Here is an 18661-nt window from a genome sequence, read left to right as displayed (position 1 = left end):
GTTCCACCAGGTACTCGAATGTGTCACTGTGCCTAATATTGGGCTAACGAAACTTTGCACAAGAGTAAAGAAAATATTGGGGGAGCGAACCATGGCAACAATGGAACTTGATGGAAAAGCGGAGACCAGCAAAGCACTCGAAATTCTGGATTTCTGGTGGACCGCCGGGGGCGAAAAGTGGTTCAAGGGCGGCGAGAAATTCGATAAGGAAATTCGCGAGAAGTTCGAAGCAGACGTAGAAGCAGCCGGACGTGGCGACTACGACGACTGGACCGCCACCCCACACGGCACCCTCGCCCTGCTCCTCTTGTTGGACCAGTTTCCACGCAACATCTATCGCGGCACCCCAAAAGCATTTTCTTCTGATGCCAAAGCCGTAAAGATCGCTCTGGCTTCGCTCAACAAGAACTTCCACACGGCATACCCCAAAGGATATCGCATATTCTTCTTCATGCCATTCGAGCATTCAGAAGAGATCGAGATGCAGGACCTGAGTGTAGATCTGTTCAGAGGCCTTGATGATCAGGACACCTACCATTACGCGCTGATCCACATGGATGTTATCCGCCGGTTTGGACGCTTCCCCCATCGCAATGAGGTTTTGGGCCGCACCTCCACACCTGATGAGATCGAGTTCCTCGCCTCTGGTGGTTTCAAGGCATAAGTAAAGTGATTAAAAATTAATCACAGCATCACAATGATTATAAAATAGGCAGATCTAAATCCAGACTCTGCCTATTTTTTTGACAGGTGCTCTCTGCCCTCATTCGCGATACTCAACACCCAGCTAAAAAAAACGGTTCACGCAAACCTCTGAAACTTCGATATTTTCCCCTAAGCCGTCCTCTAAAATTCTACGTAAAATCATGTATTCCCCAAAACTGGCACGCTCCTTGAAAGAGAAGAGGCAAGCGTGCCGGCCGGGCATTCTTACAAAGACCAGATAACTGGCATGTCCCCCGGTCTCATCAAAGAGGTCCCAGAGCTCTTTGCGGCACAGTCCATGAATGAGGGGAACGGGAACCTGACATGAAAATCATTATGGCAATCATCAAGCCCTTTAAGTTGGATGAAGTGCGCGACGCACTCACCACATTGGGGATCCAGGGGCTTACAGTCACCGAAGTCAAAGGCTATGGCCGCCAAAAGGGTCACACCGAGATTTACCGCGGCACAGAATACGCCGTCACCTTCCTCCCAAAACTAAAGGTCGAAGTCGCCGTCGCATCGGACATGGCAGACAAAGTTGTCGAAGCCATCCATAGCGCAGCGCAGACGGGTCAAATCGGTGACGGCAAAATCTTCGTCTATTCCATTGATCAAGTTGTCCGCATTCGCACCGGCGAAGCTGACGCAGAAGCAATATAATCAGGTACAGGGGACACAGACTATGAAACGCGCCTCCACCCTCCTTACGGCAGGTTCACTCCTGGCCCTCTCCGCGGCCCCGGCACTGGCAGAAGAAAAGTATGCCCTTGCTGTCGACACCGCCTACATCTTTAACACCCTGCTCTTCCTGATCGGTGGCTTTCTGGTGATGTGGATGGCCGCAGGCTTCGCCATGCTGGAAGCTGGCCTCGTTCGCACCAAGAACGTTTCCATGCAGTGCCTCAAGAACATCGCGCTATACTCCATCGCTGGCCTGATGTTCTGGATCACCGGCTACAACCTCATGTACACCGGCGTTGATGGCGGCTTCATGGGATCCTTTGGCCCGTATTCCTTTGACCCTGTCGGCGGCAACGCACTCGACGCAGGCTACTCCACAGCCTCCGACTGGTTCTTCCAGATGGTCTTCTGCGCAACAACAGCGTCCATCGTCTCCGGCACGATGGCAGAGCGCATCAAGCTCTGGGCTTTCCTGATCTTCGTGGTCGTCCTCACAGGCGTTCTTTACCCAATCACCGGTTCCTGGCAGTGGGGCGCTGGCTGGCTTTCCGAAATGGGCTTTGCAGACTTCGCAGGCTCAAGCCTCGTCCACTCCGTTGGTGGCTGGGCCGCTCTTTCCGGCGCAATCATCCTCGGCGCGCGTAAAGGTAAGTACGGCAAGAACGGTCAAGTCTATGTAATGCCGGGCTCCTCTATGCCACTGGCAACTCTGGGCACCTTCATCCTGTGGCTCGGCTGGTTCGGCTTCAACGGCGCTTCCCAGCTCGCAATGGGCACCATCGGTGACGTGACAGACATCTCCCGCATCTTTGCAAACACCAACATGGCGGCAGCAGGCGGCGTGGTCGTTACAATCGGCCTGACACAGCTGCTCTACAAAAAAGTAGACGTCACCATGGCTCTGAACGGCGCACTGGCAGGCCTCGTATCCATCACCGCTGAACCACTGGCTCCAAGCGTGCTTCAGTCCGTCCTCATCGGCGGCGTAGGCGGTGCCATCGTGGTCTTTGCAGTCCCAATGCTCGACAAGTTGAAGATCGACGACGTGGTTGGCGCAATCCCGGTTCACCTGCTCGCTGGCATCTGGGGAACGCTCATCGTACCGCTGTCCAACTCTGACGCGTCTTACGTCACCCAGTTCATCGGCGTCGCAGCCATCGGTATCTTCACCTTCGTAGCCTCCACCATTGTCTGGTATGCAATCCAGTTGCTGGTTGGCCTGCGTGTCACCGAAGAGGACGAAGCCATGGGTCTCGACAAAGCCGAGATCGGTGTGGAAGCCTATCCGGAATTCGGCACCGGCTCCCAGCGCCTCTGATGGACTCGCCAAATCTGGGAGGACTAAAACCCCCTCCCAGAACCGCGCTATGAAAACACAAAGCCCGACAACACCCGTCGGGCTTTTTCTGTAGCAGCAATTGCCAGCCTATCAATTCCGCTTACCAGATAGCTTTGCGATCTAACCCTAAACACTACAAAAACAAAGCAACCCAAAAGCTTAGGAAAGTTGATACCCCAGCTTACTAGTCGGTTCAAATCCGCCCACCACATTTGAAAGACGGACTTCACCATTCATAGGTGGTACTTTCAGGAATGCGATACACGTCCATTTCTAATCAAGATTCGCTCTTCATCCTACGTCCAAACAAAGACGCGCAAGCGCCTAAGCTTTGGAGCCCATCGATGAACAGTGAACTGGAAGCAGCAGTCAGAGAAGCCAGCCAGCAGTGGCAGCGCGCGTTCAACGCGGGCGATGCTCAGGCCTGTGCTAACTGCTACGAGGCAAACGCCGTTATGGAGGCCAAGCCCTTTGGCACCTACCATGGCCGTGCCGAAATTCTCGAGTTCTGGCAAATGCTGATCCGGGAAGGCTTCTCAGATGTCCAATACATCAACCCTAAAATCGTCGCAGCTGGCGACCATGCTGCCATCCTGTCCTCTGACTGGAAGATGAATAAAGCACACGGCATCATCTCCAAGGAACTCTGGGTTCTACAATCAGATGGTACCGCACTTTTAAGAGAAGACTACTTCAGCGCCGCTGCATAGGAAACGCGTACCAGTCCCCGTCAATAACCACCGGCCACAGCCCCACGGAAAATCCCGTGAACCAAACCGGTGCAGCTCTCAAGCTCTGTAAATCCCTATAGGACCACAATACCAGAATGTTTGGCGTGATTTTCCGGTTCCACATGGATGGTCACCCGCGCACCCGGCATCTTTTCTCCAATGCCTTCCTCAATACGATCACAAATCGCATGGGCATCGAGCACGGTCATTTCCCCCGGCACAACCAGATGAAACTCCACAAACGTCACATGACCAGCATGGCGTGTTCTCAGGTCATGGGCTTCCAGCGCGCCCTCTCCAAACTTGGAAATAAGAACGCGTAGTTCCTCCTGCTCCTCTTCCGGAGCGGCCTCATCCATCAAGCCGCCAACGGACTCACGCATCAGCTTCCAGCCAGACCACATGATGTTGACCGCGACGATTGCTGCAAGCAGCGGATCAAATATCTGCCAACCGGTCACCCACACGGCAGCAATGCCAACAAGCACACCGCCGGATGTATAGACATCCGTCATGATATGCCGCGCATCGGCCTGCAAAGCCGGAGACCGGTGCTTTCTACCAACACGCATCAGGGCCATCGCCCAAATGCAATTGATGATAGAGGACAGTAGGTTCATCCCGATGCCCTGAAGATTGAACTCAAGCTCATAGGGCTCGGTCAAACCCATGTAAGCTTTTCTCAGAATCAGGACTGCCGCCAGAACAATCAAAACCCCTTCAAGAACAGCGGCGAAGTACTCCGCCTTGTAGTGTCCGAAAGGGTGGTTATGGTCAGCAGGTTTGCGCGCCAGATACAAAGCTCCGGCCGCAGCAATCGCACTCGCAATATTGATGGAGGTTTCCAGAGCGTCGGAATAGAACGCAATCGAGCCAGTCAACACAAAGGCAGCGTATTTGAGCGAAAATACCAATATGCCAATGATGATGCTGCCCAGCGCGAAGCGCATGCTCTGGTCCATATGCCACATCCACCCTAATTCAAACTCGATGACTACTTAGAAAGATACCGTCATCTATCAGGTTTCGGTGGCATATTAAATAATGGAACAGATTGAAATAGGCACTTTTTATGCTTAATTGCGCCTATACCCGCAATTGAGAACCAAGAGCAACTTTTCGCCCAACATTACTTATCGTAAAAAGCAGCCCCAATGATATCGCCCGGCATGTCACCCGAGTTCGTCTGGACCAGAACCGCCCAGTTTCGGGAGTCAAACATCTTCAGAGCGGTACGCGGCAAACGGAAAACTTCAGGCGAACCGGACCACATACCAATCGGCACAATACTGCGCACTACATTCTTATAGGTCTGCGTTGTGCCAGCATTTTCGCCGCGCTGGATATTCACAACGGTTTCTTTCTCAATACCAAGAAGATAAACGTCTGCCTTTTGGCCCTGCTCTGCTTGAGAACCGGAAAGTTCCACCGTCAGCACGTTATCATCCAGCATGGCATCCACCTGCACGCTCATGCCCGAGGATCTGCGGATTGCGTTCGTAATCGCAGGGCGATCACTGCCAACCATGTGCCCGCGGCCATTCACAACAACTTGCGGCGTATAAACCTGCGCATCACCACGGCTCTTGGCATAGTCTTTCTGGCGCTGTGTGAACACGGGAGAACCCAACGTGTCCTTCCAGCCAAAGTAGTCCCAGTAATCAACGTGATAGGAAAGGACGACCACATCGTCATCGCCAGAGGAAAGCTCATCCATAAGGCGGTCTGCGGGCGGGCAGGACGAACAGCCCTGGCTGGTAAACAGCTCAATCACGGCTTTGGGGGTTTCAGCCTGTGCGGAGAGAGTGGTCAGAAAACCAAACCCCACCGCGAGAAAAAACCCCTTCAATCTATTTGAAGATAACCACCGCATTTCGGCCCTTTGCAATTGTCTAAGTCACAGCTGTGCAGTGCTAACCTAAACAATAACCAGATAACAGTAGAATCACATCCCAGTGAGCCCCTGAAAATCTTAGGCAACAGAGGAATGAGACCTACTCGGAGTCGTTCAGAATCTTTTCAAGTTCCGGCAAGAACACATCGCGATAGCTGGCTTCGCTCAATGGACCGACAAACTTGTAACGGATCTGACCCTCTCCATCGACAATAAAGGTTTCCGGAACGCCATAAACGCCCCACTCAATGCCAGCACGACCAGTGTCAAAGCCAACACGGTCATAAGGATTGCCCAGCTCTTCAAGGAACCGGGTCGCCTGCACTTCAGTGTCTTTGTAGTTCAGGCCAGCAACCTCATACCGGTTATCTTCGGCAAGGTCCATCAGGAATCTGTGCTCCGCACGGCACGGCGCGCACCAGGATGCAAACACGTTCACAACAGTAACCTGACCAAGCAAATCATTGCGCGAGAAGCCCGGCACCTGCACGCCATCGCGCTCCAGCCCGGCAACAGGTTGAAGCTCGAATTCAGGCGCAGGCTTATTGATCAAGGCAGACGGCAGTTCCTTTGGATCGTGGCCGGAAAGCAGCCAGAACCCCATAAGAACAGCCAGTGCACCAAAAACCACCAGCGGAAGCAGAAAAAGCGGTGAAACGCCTGGCTTCTTTTCCTCATCCATTTCGCTTGCCATACCTGTTATTTCTCATTCTTTTTATTGGCTGGGACGGAGGTCGCCTGACTGACGGAAGGACCTGCCCGGCGTGTGGAGCGACGGCGAATACCGCTGGCTTCCAACGCCTGCAACTCTTTCTCCAGTCGGGTCTTGTCTGTACGCACCCAGATAATCAGGGCACCAATGACAACCGCGGCCATTGCATAAGCAGCAACAACATATTCTGCGTGACGACCAAACTCTGAAAAATCCATTGTCTTTACCTCGCACCAGCAGGAGCTGCTTTTGTGATCGTGCTGCTGGAGGCAGCCGGAGCAGCAGATGCTGCACGCATTCGCATTGCTCTGATCCGACGGCGCATAATCTCGTTACGCATGCTCATCAGATGCAATGTCACAAACAAAAGCACAAAAGCCAAAGCCATCAAACCAAGGGGAATAAGAATGGAGGAGTGGATAGCAGGCCCGCCGCTGCGAATGATGCTCGGCGGCTGGTGCAGTGTGTTCCACCACTCAACGGAAAACTTTATGATGACCACGTTGATCACACCAACCAGCGTGATGATCGCGTTCACTTTTGCAGCCTTGATAGGATCTTCAATCGCCTTCCACAGCGCGATAATGCCAAGATACATGATCAGCAGCACAAGGAAGGAAGTTAGTCTTGCGTCCCAAACCCAGAAAGTACCCCACATCGGCTTCCCCCAGACAGCGCCGGAAAACAGAGCCAGAAATGTGAAGGCAGCACCCAGCGGTGCAGCAGCTTTTGCGGAAACATCAGCCAGCGGGTGTTTCCAGACCAAAGAACCCACCGAAGACAGAGCCATCATCGCATAACACATCAATGCGAGCTGGGCAGAAGGCACGTGCACAAACATAATGCGCACTGTCTGGCCTTGCTGGTAATCTTCAGGCGCAACAAAAAACGCGAAGTATAAGCCAACTGCAAGTGCAGCGACCGTCGCAACGATAAGCCAGGGAAGCACAACTTTCACAAGCTTCAGGAACCGGGTTGGGTTTGCAAGATCGTATAAGGTCATAGAGCCGTTCTAAACTGAGAATGACGAAGCATCAATGTGTACAATGTGTCACGGGCACCCCATGATCATTGATTATACGCAATTTGACACTTCACAATTATGTAATTCACCCATTTTAGTCGATGTTACATAGACTTAACACTCAATGTATTTGCAGTTTCCTGCCACTTACACCAATCACTCGCCCGAAACACGAAGCGCAGCGGCGGCTGCAAGCGGCCCAACAACAAGACCAAAAAGTGTCAAAGCGCACAAAAACAGGAACGGAACGAGGAAGTTATTGGAGTCGATCGCTCCTGCCGTTGCTGCACTCACACCAAAGATAAGAATTGGAACAGCCAGCGGAATGACCAGAATGGAGAGCAACACCCCACCCCGGCGCATAGACACAGTAACACCAGCACCCACCGCACCAACAAGCGTTAGTGCAGGCGCGCCAACAAGCAAGGTCAGCGTCACCAGAACGATGCTCTGGAAGTCCAACCCCACGAACAAAGAAAGAACCGGCGTTGCCAACACCAGCGGAAGCCCGGTTGCCGCCCAGTGCGCCGCACATTTGATCAGCACAACAAGCTCCAGCGAGCGCCCGGACATCACCAAAAGCTCAAGACTGCCATCTTCACGGTCCGCCTGAAACAGCCGGTCCAGCCCGAGTAACGTCGCCAGCAGCGCGCCAATCCAGAGGATGGCTGCACCAATCCGCGACAGCAGGATCATATCCGGACCTACACCAAACGGGAAAATCGTCACCACTGCCAAGAAGAACAGCACGCCAATCAACGCACCACCACCAACGCGGTTCGCCAGTTGGTATTCACGAACAAAAAGACTCTTCATCCAACTCATGATCAGTCCTCGTCCTGCTCGGGTTCGTCGAAGTAATCGTCCAGATCATCCCCGGCAAACATATGTTCGCTTTCGGTCGTCACAGGGGACAGGTTCAAGAACTTGGTATTCGGCAGATTAAGCGGCAGGTGGGTCGCTGCAACCACAAGACCACCAGCGTGGATATGGTCAGCAATCAAGCCCAACAACACTTCTTCAGAGGCTTTATCGAGAGCAGACGTCGGCTCATCAAGCAGCCAGATCGGACGCGGCACCACTAGCAAGCGCGCCACCGAAAGGCGTCGGCGCTGTCCAGCACTCAAGTAGCCCGCTGGCAAGCTGGCTGTATGCGCGATACCCAAAGTATCCAGCGCTTCCAGCTCGCTCATGCTCTCACGCACTTTGCCATCGCCAAAATCAGCTGGCTCAAAGAAACTCCGCCAGAAACTCAGGTTCTCTAGGACAGTTTGCAGAGGTTTCAGCGCATCAAGGTGCCCGAAATAATGGGACTGCTCGGCAACAGAGCGCTCAGCCATCCCGCCTTCCAGCGTGATTGAGCCCTTCGCGGTTGCCACCAGCCCGGCGATCACACGCAGCAGACTGGACTTACCAACACCGTTGGGGCCCTGCACAATCAGAGCTTCGCCTGAGCCAACCTCAAGGTCGACGTGGTTCAAAACCCTGCGGCCACCGCGATCACATGCAACACCCTGACAGACTAACTTCAATTGGTTCATTGCGCCCGAAACCACCACAACAGCTCATGCTGCTTATCAAACTGATGGCGTATCCCGAAAAATGGACCCGGTTTCCGGATTAGATACGCTCCAACAAAGAATTAGAGCAGTTTGCATGATCCCGTCTTTGCGCAAACCACTCTATTCAGGAGGCTGTATCACATTAGGCAAACCCTTCGCTCCCATAAATACAGCCAGGATTCGCGTTGGCACTGTTCCGGTATTTTTGCCGTGGTGCCAGGTATGAACAGCCTCAATAAATGCCTCCCCCTTTGTAAAAGTCAGAGGAGTTTCTTTCTCATAGGTGATCGTCAGCTCACCATCAAGTATATATCCGTAAGCGGGAACGGGGTGCATATGCTCAGAAACGACTGCCCCCGGTGCCAGCGTAATAACAAAAGAGGTTATTTGAGCCTGCCGGTCTGCTGGGTAAAGAACAGGTTGCTTTGTAATGGTGGTCTCGCACTTATCGAGGACAAGCTCGACCTCGGTATACAGATTTTCAACTTCCCGGGTCGTTGCGCTTTCGGAATTTACACCCAAATCTAAAGGATCGCGACCAGCCACATCTGCAGGTTTCATGAGAAACACCTTCCTCTTATTATTGGTTATTTCCAGCTGTTCTCTGCGGAATTTTTCGGCATATCCCGCCTCTGTTCACATTTGGTTAAACCGTTACTTGGCAGGCTTCACCTTCCGGTCCTCTATCACAACTCAGGGTCAAAAAAATGGCTGGACACAATTGTATACTGTTGTATATAATTTAGTAATGCCAAATCACATCCCGCCTAAATCAGGAGCTCCACCCCTACTCAAACCTGCCCCTGACAAATTGTTAGCCTTCCGCAGCAGTTTGATTGGAACCTGCGTCAGAAAGACGCTATAGCAACAACAACTATAAGCTGATTGAATTCCATGAAGCACTTTTAATGCATTTATTAGTTGATCAACCCACGCCATGACGGCGAACCACAAAACTCCGGGAGATATCGGAGAGGTTCGTCAGCTCAAAGCTCCGTTCCCAGCTCAAGTCGGGTAACGAAATAAGGAGATCGCCGAATGACCCAATCTCTAAACAGTTTTAAGGCCAAGCAAACGCTGCAAGTCGGCGACAAGTCTTACACTTACTTTTCCATTCCAGAAGCTGAGAAGAACGGCCTTGAAGGCGTCTCCAAGCTTCCTTTCTCTCTAAAGGTCGTTCTGGAGAACCTGCTGCGCTTTGAAGATGGCCGCACCGTCACAGCTGACGATATCAAGGCCGTCGCAGAATGGCTCAAAACCCGCAAGTCCACACACGAAATCGCCTACCGCCCTGCCCGCGTGCTCATGCAGGACTTCACCGGCGTTCCGGCCGTTGTCGACCTCGCCGCAATGCGCGACGCTGCGGTCAACCTCGGCGGTGACCCAAAAAAGGTGAACCCGCAGGTTCCCGTTGATCTGGTCATCGACCACTCCGTCATGGTGGACTACTTCGGCACCACCTCCGCTTTCGCCCTCAACGTGGAACGCGAGTATGAGCGCAACAACGAGCGCTACGAGTTCCTTCGCTGGGGCCAATCCGCATTTGACAACTTCCGCGCCGTTCCTCCGGGCACCGGCATCTGTCACCAGGTCAACCTTGAGTACCTCGCCCAAACCGTCTGGACCAAGGAAGAAAACGGCGAAACCGTCGCCTACCCTGACACCCTTGTCGGCACCGACTCCCACACCACTATGGTCAACGGCCTCGCTGTTCTCGGCTGGGGCGTCGGCGGCATTGAGGCAGAAGCGGCCATGCTCGGCCAGCCGATCTCCATGCTGATCCCTGAGGTCGTCGGCTTCAAACTCACCGGCGAAATGGCAGAAGGCATTACCGCAACGGACCTAGTGCTGACCGTCGTTGAAATGCTGCGTAAGAAAGGCGTTGTCGGCAAGTTCGTCGAATTCTACGGCCCCGGCCTCGACAACCTGTCGCTGGAAGACACTGCCACCATCGCCAACATGGCACCAGAATACGGCGCCACCTGTGGCTTCTTCCCCGTTGACAACGACACCCTCAAATACCTGAAGTCCACGGGCCGCACCGCAGACCGGATTGCACTGGTAGAAGCCTACTCCAAGGCACAGGGCATGTTCCGCGACACCCACTCCGAGCCAGTCTTCACAGACACGCTGGAACTGGACATCTCCACCGTGGTCCCATCCATCGCCGGACCAAAGCGCCCGCAGGACCGTATCTCCCTGATCGACGCTTCTGAAGGCTTCGCCAAAACCATGGCGGAAGAATTCAAGAAAGCTGGCGAAGAATACAAACGCGCACCAATCGAAGGCCGCGATCATGACCTTGGCAACGGTGACGTCGTCATCGCCGCGATCACCTCGTGCACCAACACCTCCAACCCGTCCGTTCTCATCGGCGCTGGATTGGTGGCCCGCAAGGCGCGCGCGAAGGGTCTTAAGGTCAAGCCATGGGTGAAAACCTCACTGGCCCCCGGCTCGCAGGTCGTTACCGACTACCTTGAAAAAGCTGGCGTGCAGGATGATCTCGACGCCCTCGGCTTCAACCTCACCGGTTACGGCTGTACCACCTGTATTGGCAACTCCGGCCCACTGCCCCCTGAGATCTCTAAGAGCATCAGCGACAACGACCTCGTCGCCTGTTCCGTTCTCTCGGGCAACCGCAACTTCGAAGGCCGCGTCAATCCGGATGTCCGCGCCAACTATCTGGCCTCCCCGCCACTGGTTGTCGCCTACGCCATCGCAGGCTCGCTGAACATCAACGTAGCCAAAGACCCGCTCGGCAGAGATCAGGAAGGCAATCCGGTTTACCTGAAGGACCTGTGGCCAACCACTGAGGAAATCACAGACCTCGTCCGCTCCTGCATCACTGAAGAGATGTTCGAGCAGCGCTACGCTGATGTCTTCAAAGGTGACAAGCACTGGCAGAACATCAAGGTCGAAGGCGGCATGACCTACGGCTGGCCACCAGCCTCCACCTACGTGCAGAACCCGCCTTACTTCGAAGGCATGACCATGGAGCCAACACCCCTCACCGACATTGAGGGCGCGGCAGTTATGGGTCTTTTCCTCGATTCAATCACCACCGACCACATCTCCCCGGCTGGGGCGATCAAGGCCGACAGTCCGGCTGGTCAGTACCTTGAATCCCACCAGATCGCGCCGAAAGACTTCAACTCCTACGGCTCCCGCCGTGGTAACCACGAAGTCATGATGCGCGGCACCTTCGGCAACATCCGCATCAAAAACCAGATGGTACCGGGTGTTGAAGGTGGCTACACCATGAAGGACGGCAAGCAGCGTTGGATCTACGACGCCTGCATGGAATACAAGGAAGCAGGCACCCCGCTCGTTGTCTTCGCTGGTAAGGAATACGGCACTGGCTCCTCCCGTGACTGGGCGGCCAAAGGCACCAAACTGCTCGGCGTTCGCGCTGTCATCGCCCAGAGCTTCGAGCGCATCCACCGCTCCAACCTGGTCGGCATGGGCGTCCTGCCATTCACCTTCAAAGAAGGCGAAAGCTGGCAGTCCCACGGTATCGAAGGCACTGAAAAAGTCACTATCCTCGGCGTCGCAGACCTCAAGCCCCGCCAGATGGTCGACATTCAGGTCGAATACGCAGACGGCACAAAGAAAACCATCGAAGCCCTCTGCCGCATCGATACCGAAGACGAACTAGAATACATCAAAGCCGGCGGAATCCTCCACTACGTGCTGAGGAACCTGGTAAGCGGCTGAGGCTAGCTTGGTTTAACGTGGATACAGAGACGGGCCCTTCGGGGCCCGTTTTTGTTGGCTTTTCCGCCACCTCAAAGCAAACCTCCTCCGCCGTCATCCCGCACTCGATGCGGGACCCAGAGCCAAATTCACAAACCTATCCAACTGAATTCAGTACCGTCCCACACGCGACGACGACAACATAAAGTAGCTCTGGCGTTATTGCTGGTAGCTTCTCGCTAGATCCCGCATCGAGTGCGGGATGACGATATGAGGGGCCGACCCACACAGTCACTATCCCAGCCCCTAAGACCGGGTTCAAAAGCCAAGCCCACAAACCCATCCAACTCCGCGCTTTAAACTAGCTCCGCGTACAAATCCCGCCAAGTCGGATTAAACCCTTCAATCAGCTCAATCTTCCAAACCCGTCTCCAACGCTTCAGCTTTTTCTCCCGAGCAATAGCATCCCCAATCCGCTCAAACTCCTCATAGTAAACCAGCCGCGACACATCATAGCGCGCTGTGAACGACACCGCGACTTTCTCCCGGTGCTCATACACCCGACGCGCCAGATCATTGGTTACGCCTATATAAAGCGTGCCATTCCGTCTGCTTGCGGTGATATAAACAAAATACGCCATGCCCAAGTCTGCGGCGTTCCACGCAGAACAACAACAACATGAAATGGCTAAGGCGTTATAGGTGGCAGCTTCTCACTGGATCCCGCATCAAGTGCGGGATGACAACTGGGGCTTCTGCCGCATCAATATCGAAGACGAACTAGAATACATCAAAGCCGGCGACATCCTCCACTACGTGCTGAAGAACCTCGTAAGCAGCTGAGCCTAGCTTAGTGTAATGCAGATATGCAGACGAGCCCTTTGGGGCCCGTTTTTTGTCGGCAAGCCTCGCAGTAGAGCCCTCCACCGCCCTAGATATCATCCCGGCCCTCATATCCTGTTTCAGAGCCACTTGCGAGGACCTTAGCAACCGCCATCCTGGATCCCGCAGTGCGCTGCGCTTATGCGGGATGACGGCATTGGGGCGTTGCAGCTGTTCCTCTCCCCTGCGTCATCCCGGCCTCCGAGCCAGGATCCAGAGCAGCACTCTCAAACCTGTCCACCTCAACATATAAATGTCTTCTCTGGGGCATTACTCATTTCAATGCCATTTCCAGTTTTCCCAAAAACACTTTTGCCTTAGTTTACCAAGCGAAAAATAAGAGGGGGTGAGAGCTATGCCACACGCGATTATCGAATGCTCAAAAGACGTGCTGAAACTACATTCGAGCCAGACTCTTTGCGAGGAGGTTCACAAAGTCACCTTTGCTTCAAACTTATTTGGTGAGCGGGATATCAAAGTCAGGCTATTGCCTTTTGAAGATTATCTGGCAGGCGGTAAACGCGAGGATTTTATACACATCACTGCCTACATATTGGCGGGCCGTACCACAGATCAAAAAGCTAAATTATCAAGTTCAATTTTGGAGCGGATGTCGGATTTATTCCCTCAGGTCGAATTTATAACGGTTGATGTAAGAGATATAGATCGGGAGATTTACGCGAAACGGTGAAACCACCAGTGCCATCTTGGCTCCCGAGCCGAGATCCAGAACCACTTCGTCAGATATTCACCACCACTCTACTGGATCCCGCATCAAGTGCGGGATGACGGAAAGGGATGCTTTCTGAAGTGTTGCAAACACACACCGCCGTCATCCCGGCCTCCGAGCCGGGACCCATGCAGCGGTAGCGTTATACCGTGAAGGTTGTGTTGTTCGAGAGTTAGTCTTGTGCCCCTCAAAAAACTTATCCCCCACACCAAAACACACCCCATACTTACTCCCATGCCTACGTAACGGGCTGCTGGCGGGCCGTCCGTCAGTTGGTCGTAGGCTGGATGGGGCTACTGTGGAAGGTAACGTATTTCGCAGCAGGTCCGTGGAGGTTGCCCAAACGCCATGAGTGTTGAGGCGGGAGGATGCGCGGCTGAACCAGAGGGCGTCAGCACTGGGAGGCATTTTCGTAACAGGAGTGCCTTCTCAAAGCGTCTTTTGGAGCTTGGCCATAGCCTCCTACAAAAACGTCCGGGCAAGGCGAACAGCCAATGCCGAAGAATCTATACAAACAAGTAGCGCAGGCACTGCCTGCTCGCCTTGCTCATCCCGTTTAACCGGGTTTCACGTGAAAACACCGCCGGAAATTTCCAGCGGTGCTATCAGTGTTTGTGTCTGGGGGGATCGCAGCAGATCACGCTGTCACCCGTTCTTTGAACATGTGGAGCCGGTCTGTATCCTCCCACAACAGCTTATAACCAAGCTGCTCCATAAACACCTTGCCGGATTTGGTATTGATCGGATTAAACGTCCAGCGGCTGAAGCCCTTGCGCTGAACATCGTCTTCCACACGCTGTAACAAACACTTCGCCAGTCCGTAACGGCGAAAATCCGGATGTACATACATGTTGAAGATATGCGCACTGTCCTTGTGGAGCCCCCAATAACAATAGCCGATGACCTCCTCGGACATATCAGCCACAAAGGTGCGCAGCAAAACCTCTTCCACACGCTTGCGGTGCACGGCCTCACACGCCTTCCACCGCTCAAAGTTCTGCGGCTCCAGCTCCGCCATATAATGAGCCTCAAGCTCCAGAATTGCCGGAGTATCCTTCGCTTCTGCCACTCTGATTATGGGAACAACCATCTGCGGCCCCCTATGTCACCAGTTCAACCTGACCCGTATGAAGGTCATAAACACCACCGACCACCCTCAAGGTTCCATCCTGAACGTGGCTGTTCAAAATAGGCGCGGCCTGCTGCAGAGCAGCGACGCCCCATTGCACATTGGCTTTGATGGCATTGGAAAGAATATCTCCACTCTCCGACTGCGCCTGCTGCACAGGAGGCAGAAGAAGCTCAACAAGGCTCGGAATATGGCCCGGCAGCTGGTTCCCGCTCTGAACGGAAGAAATAGCCGCCTGCACAGCACCGCAGCCCTGGTGACCGAGCACCATAATGAGCTGCGTACCCAGCTCCTCAACACAGTACTCAAGGCTGGCAAACCCTTCCGGCGTCACCACATTGCCAGCAATGCGCACCACGAACAGGTCACCGCGTCCGGTATCAAACGCCAGCTCCGGCGCAACACGGGAGTCCGAACAACCCACAATCGCGGCAAACGGGTTCTGCGCTTGTGCCAAAGCTTCACGGGTGCTCGGAAAATCAGCAGGGGTGATATTCCCCTCCACATAGCGCTTGTTGCCATCCATCAAACGCGTGAGAGCTGCATCGCCGCTGATCTCATTCTTCGGAATAGGAGGTTGCTGTGCCTGGGCAGACGAAACAGCACCAACACCACCTGTCGCCAGAGCGGCGCCAAACACGCCGGCCGTCTTCAGGAACTTACGGCGCTCCGGTGATCCGACCAGTTCCGCTTTCTTATTGCACATCCAACACATAGGCTTCTCCTGGCCAAACAAACAAAAGTCACCACAAGCCTAGAAGTCCATTCTGGATAATCTGTTGTCGAACAGCGCGAAACAGCCTTAAACCGCAAGAACCCGCAATCGCACCTAAATTTCCCTTTCCAACCGGGGACCAATTTCTCGGAATTCGTTATTAAGATAAAAACTTAACGTCGTCTTCCAGGCCGGCTGATGCGGCGCTGCCACTTCCAGATAAGGCCAATCCAGCTCTTGCCCTTTTAAAACGGCCCGCGCCAGCAAGCTCTTCCCAATCCCGGCACAACGCCCGGACGGCACAACGTAAAACTCAACAATCTCACCGAATGGGCCTCCCGCATAAATGGCCTTCTTTTCTGCAAGAGTGATAAATCCCAGCAGTTCTCCCTGAGACCGTGCCAGATAAGCCCAATAACGAAAGTTACCATCAGACAAAATATCCCTCGCCGTTTCCTTAAACCGATCAAGGTCCAACTCATCCTCGGGCCAAAGCTCTCTTTCCATTGCAAAGACAAGCTCCCCTAAGCGAGAGGCATCTGCTTCAATGGCAGGTTCCACTATGATCTCTTCAAATGTTTCAAATGTCATGGGCCAATCTCCCTGATCTCTGATCGCCATGGAGCGCATCCCCACACCATCTATCGTGATCTGAGATAAGGATACGCAAGAAAACAAAAAACCTAGGGCAAGGCACCCATGCGCTGGAAGCCTAGCAATTTTCAGTGAGTCTCCCCATTGTCAAAACTGAGAGAACTCTATCGCCAAACACGACACCAGAAAGGGACCGAGTTATTCCCCTCATTCATGGCAAAGCTATACTCAAGATCGTGTTGCGACCAACACAACAGCAAAGCACTACCTCCATCTGCGCTTACCTGAGCTTGGCAAATTTTCTTGGCGTTTCTGATAAAAGCTACAAATAGCCAAAGTGAGGCAAGCCAAAATTGGAAAATTTGGATGGGCTGGAACCAGTGCGCCGCATGGGCTCTCCGCAGTTGCTAAAACCAACAGCCCAACAAAAAAGCCCTCGCAAGCAAAACCTGCGAGGGCTCGGAATTTATAAGGGTCGTTGTTGCTTAGTGGCGGAAGTGGCGCATGCCGGTCACGACCATTGCAAGGCCAGCTTTATCAGCGGCTTTGATCACTTCGTCATCACGCATGGAACCGCCCGGCTGAATAACAGCAGTCGCCCCAGCTTCAGCAGCGGAAAGGAGACCATCTGCGAACGGGAAGAACGCATCAGAGGCAACCACACAGCCCTTCGTCAACGGCTCAGCAAGGCCAGCTGCTTCAGCAGCATCCTCAGCTTTGCGCGCTGCAATGCGAGCACTGTCAACACGGCTCATCTGTCCTGCGCCGATACCAACAGTGGCGCCGTCTTTGACGTAGACAATCGCGTTGGACTTCACGTGCTTCCCAACACGGAACGCCATCTTCAGATCAGCCAGCTCCTGATCTGTCGGCGCGCGCTTTGTCACCACCTTCAGATCCAGATCATCGACAACACCGTTGTCACGATCCTGGACAAGCAAACCACCGGAAACAGTCTTCACATAAAGACCTTTCGCACGCGGATCAGAAAGGCCACCGGTCACAAGCAGGCGCAGATTCTTCTTCTTGGCAACCAGCGCAATTGCTTCTTCCGTTGCATCAGGAGCAATGATCACCTCGGTAAAGATCTTGGTGATCTCTAGAGCAGCATCCGCATCCAAAGTACCGTTGAGCGCAACAATACCGCCGAACGCAGAAACCGGATCACAAGCAAGAGCTTTCTCGTAGGCTTCCTTCAGCGTCGCCGCTTCAGCAACACCGCATGGGTTGGCATGCTTGATAATGGCAACAGCAGCCGTACGGGCCGGATCAAACTCGGAAACCAACTCGAACGCGGCATCCGTGTCATTGATGTTGTTGTAAGAAAGCTTCTTGCCCTGCACCTGACGCGCAGTCGCCACACCTGGACGTTTCTCGCCAGTCACGTAGAAGCCAGCGGCCTGATGCGGGTTTTCACCATAGCGCATCACTTCGTTCAGCTTGCCGCCGATCGCGCGATAGTCAGGAGCCGCTTCATCAAGCTGGTCTGCCATCCAGTTCGAAACAGCAGCATCATAAGCAGCTGTGCGGGCATAAGCCTTCTGTGCCAGCTTCTTACGCAAAGCGATTGGAGATTGGCCCCCATTCGCATCGAGCGCATCAATTACCGTCGCGTAGTCTGCAGGATCAACCACAGTGGTGACATAGGCATGGTTTTTGGCCGCTGCACGGGTCATCGCAGGACCACCAATGTCAATATTCTCAATACCGTTTGCATAGTCAGCGCCAGAAGCAACTGTCTCTTCAAAAGGATAGAGGTTCACACACAGGAGATCGATACCGGTAATGCCATGCTCGTTCATCGCAGCAACATGCTCAGCATCATCGCGGATGCTCAGGAGACCGCCATGAACCATCGGATGAAGCGTCTTCACACGGCCATCCATGATTTCCGGAAAACCGGTCACCTCGGAGATATCTTTAACAGGCAGGCCTGCGTCCGCAATTGCTTTGCGGGTTCCACCTGTTGAGATCAGCTCAACTCCACGTTCAGAGAGAGCTTTCGCAAATTCAACAAGACCAGTTTTATCGGAGACAGAAATAAGCGCGCGTTTAACCGATACGAGTTCAGGTATCGGAACGCCTTTGGAGACAACGGCCATGGGTAAAAGCCTTATTCTCTAACGGAGGACAAAGAAGGGTTTGACGCCCGCCAGATAACACTTATTCACAGCCGTGGGAACCCATTTATTGAGTGCTGGGGCAGGTTTGACTGATAACCTTTCGGAGCAGTTTACTTCACTTAATGAGTGTGAGAGTAAATGACG

General features: G+C 53.6%; 20 protein-coding genes. 7 read left to right on the top strand and 13 right to left on the bottom strand.

Features of this window, described 5'->3' with window-relative positions; all coding sequences use genetic code 11:
• Positions 1-91 precede the first annotated feature (91 nt).
• From IE076_RS07700 to IE076_RS07685, 4 genes are all read left to right on the top strand, one after another.
• Positions 92-664, top strand: a complete 573-nt coding sequence (locus IE076_RS07700; protein WP_189436171.1) for a DUF924 family protein — start codon at positions 92-94, stop codon at positions 662-664.
• A 365-nt stretch (positions 665-1029) separates the two neighbouring features.
• Positions 1030-1368 (top strand): P-II family nitrogen regulator, encoded by a 339-nt coding sequence (locus tag IE076_RS07695; protein ID WP_189436170.1) that lies wholly within the window; start codon positions 1030-1032, stop codon positions 1366-1368.
• A gap of 22 nt (positions 1369-1390) precedes the next feature.
• Positions 1391-2707, top strand: a complete 1317-nt coding sequence (locus IE076_RS07690; protein ID WP_189436169.1) for an ammonium transporter AmtB — start codon at positions 1391-1393, stop codon at positions 2705-2707.
• 365 nt (positions 2708-3072) lie between these two features.
• Positions 3073-3438, top strand: coding sequence for a YybH family protein (locus tag IE076_RS07685; RefSeq protein WP_189436168.1), 366 nt, complete (start codon positions 3073-3075; stop codon positions 3436-3438).
• A 95-nt stretch (positions 3439-3533) separates the two neighbouring features.
• On the opposite strand, the gene IE076_RS07680 is transcribed toward IE076_RS07685, so the two are convergent.
• The 8 genes from IE076_RS07680 to IE076_RS07645 form a co-directional block, all read right to left on the bottom strand.
• Positions 3534-4421 carry a cation diffusion facilitator family transporter gene (locus tag IE076_RS07680; protein WP_189436167.1) on the bottom strand — a complete coding sequence of 296 codons (888 nt, stop codon included), beginning with the start codon at positions 4419-4421 and terminating at the stop codon, positions 3534-3536.
• A gap of 167 nt (positions 4422-4588) precedes the next feature.
• Positions 4589-5287, bottom strand: coding sequence for a DUF1223 domain-containing protein (locus IE076_RS07675; protein WP_209008930.1), 699 nt, complete (start codon positions 5285-5287; stop codon positions 4589-4591).
• Positions 5288-5453: 166 nt separating this feature from the next.
• Positions 5454-6047, bottom strand: coding sequence for a DsbE family thiol:disulfide interchange protein (locus IE076_RS07670; protein ID WP_189436165.1), 594 nt, complete (start codon positions 6045-6047; stop codon positions 5454-5456).
• Positions 6048-6052: 5 nt separating this feature from the next.
• Complete coding sequence (ccmD, locus tag IE076_RS07665; protein ID WP_189436164.1) at positions 6053-6283, bottom strand: heme exporter protein CcmD; 231 nt, start codon at positions 6281-6283, stop codon at positions 6053-6055.
• 5 nt (positions 6284-6288) lie between these two features.
• On the bottom strand, positions 6289-7068 hold the full coding sequence (locus IE076_RS07660; protein WP_189436163.1) for a heme ABC transporter permease: 780 nt from the start codon (positions 7066-7068) through the stop codon (positions 6289-6291).
• Between the two features lie 177 nt (positions 7069-7245).
• Positions 7246-7914: a heme exporter protein CcmB gene (ccmB, locus tag IE076_RS07655; RefSeq protein ID WP_189436162.1), complete on the bottom strand. Its 669-nt coding sequence runs from the start codon at positions 7912-7914 to the stop codon at positions 7246-7248.
• A 2-nt stretch (positions 7915-7916) separates the two neighbouring features.
• The gene (gene ccmA / locus IE076_RS07650; protein WP_209008968.1) at positions 7917-8621 is read right to left on the bottom strand and encodes a heme ABC exporter ATP-binding protein CcmA; all 705 of its coding nucleotides are present in this window, start codon (positions 8619-8621) and stop codon (positions 7917-7919) included.
• A 150-nt stretch (positions 8622-8771) separates the two neighbouring features.
• A complete protein-coding gene (locus IE076_RS07645) occupies positions 8772-9212 on the bottom strand; it encodes a cupin domain-containing protein (protein WP_189436160.1) in 441 nt (146 codons plus the stop codon).
• A 477-nt stretch (positions 9213-9689) separates the two neighbouring features.
• On the opposite strand from IE076_RS07645, the gene acnA reads away from it, so the two are divergent.
• A complete protein-coding gene (gene acnA / locus IE076_RS07640) occupies positions 9690-12365 on the top strand; it encodes an aconitate hydratase AcnA (RefSeq protein WP_189436159.1) in 2676 nt (891 codons plus the stop codon).
• A gap of 335 nt (positions 12366-12700) precedes the next feature.
• On the opposite strand, the gene IE076_RS07635 is transcribed toward acnA, so the two are convergent.
• A complete protein-coding gene (locus IE076_RS07635) occupies positions 12701-12985 on the bottom strand; it encodes a GIY-YIG nuclease family protein (RefSeq protein WP_189436158.1) in 285 nt (94 codons plus the stop codon).
• 61 nt (positions 12986-13046) lie between these two features.
• Between IE076_RS07635 and IE076_RS07630 the strand changes: the two genes are divergently transcribed.
• Positions 13047-13187 (top strand): hypothetical protein, encoded by a 141-nt coding sequence (locus tag IE076_RS07630; RefSeq protein ID WP_189436157.1) that lies wholly within the window; start codon positions 13047-13049, stop codon positions 13185-13187.
• Positions 13188-13581: 394 nt separating this feature from the next.
• The gene (locus tag IE076_RS07625) at positions 13582-13917 is read left to right on the top strand and encodes a 5-carboxymethyl-2-hydroxymuconate Delta-isomerase (protein ID WP_189436156.1); all 336 of its coding nucleotides are present in this window, start codon (positions 13582-13584) and stop codon (positions 13915-13917) included.
• Between the two features lie 676 nt (positions 13918-14593).
• Here the strand turns inward: IE076_RS07625 and IE076_RS07620 are convergent.
• From IE076_RS07620 to purH, 4 genes are all read right to left on the bottom strand, one after another.
• Positions 14594-15046 carry a GNAT family N-acetyltransferase gene (locus IE076_RS07620; RefSeq protein WP_189436155.1) on the bottom strand — a complete coding sequence of 151 codons (453 nt, stop codon included), beginning with the start codon at positions 15044-15046 and terminating at the stop codon, positions 14594-14596.
• Between the two features lie 10 nt (positions 15047-15056).
• Complete coding sequence (locus IE076_RS07615) at positions 15057-15791, bottom strand: carbonic anhydrase (RefSeq protein WP_189436154.1); 735 nt, start codon at positions 15789-15791, stop codon at positions 15057-15059.
• Positions 15792-15914: 123 nt separating this feature from the next.
• Positions 15915-16391: a GNAT family N-acetyltransferase gene (locus tag IE076_RS07610; RefSeq protein ID WP_189436153.1), complete on the bottom strand. Its 477-nt coding sequence runs from the start codon at positions 16389-16391 to the stop codon at positions 15915-15917.
• A 488-nt stretch (positions 16392-16879) separates the two neighbouring features.
• Positions 16880-18496: a bifunctional phosphoribosylaminoimidazolecarboxamide formyltransferase/IMP cyclohydrolase gene (gene purH, locus IE076_RS07605; RefSeq protein ID WP_189436152.1), complete on the bottom strand. Its 1617-nt coding sequence runs from the start codon at positions 18494-18496 to the stop codon at positions 16880-16882.
• Positions 18497-18661: the final 165 nt, after the last annotated feature.

Origin of the sequence: Pseudovibrio japonicus (assembly GCF_014651595.1) — a bacterium.
Lineage (GTDB): Bacteria > Pseudomonadota > Alphaproteobacteria > Rhizobiales > Stappiaceae > Pseudovibrio > Pseudovibrio japonicus.
The sequence above is the reverse complement of the archived record's forward strand: the minus strand, read 5'-3'. Positions and strand labels throughout refer to the sequence as shown.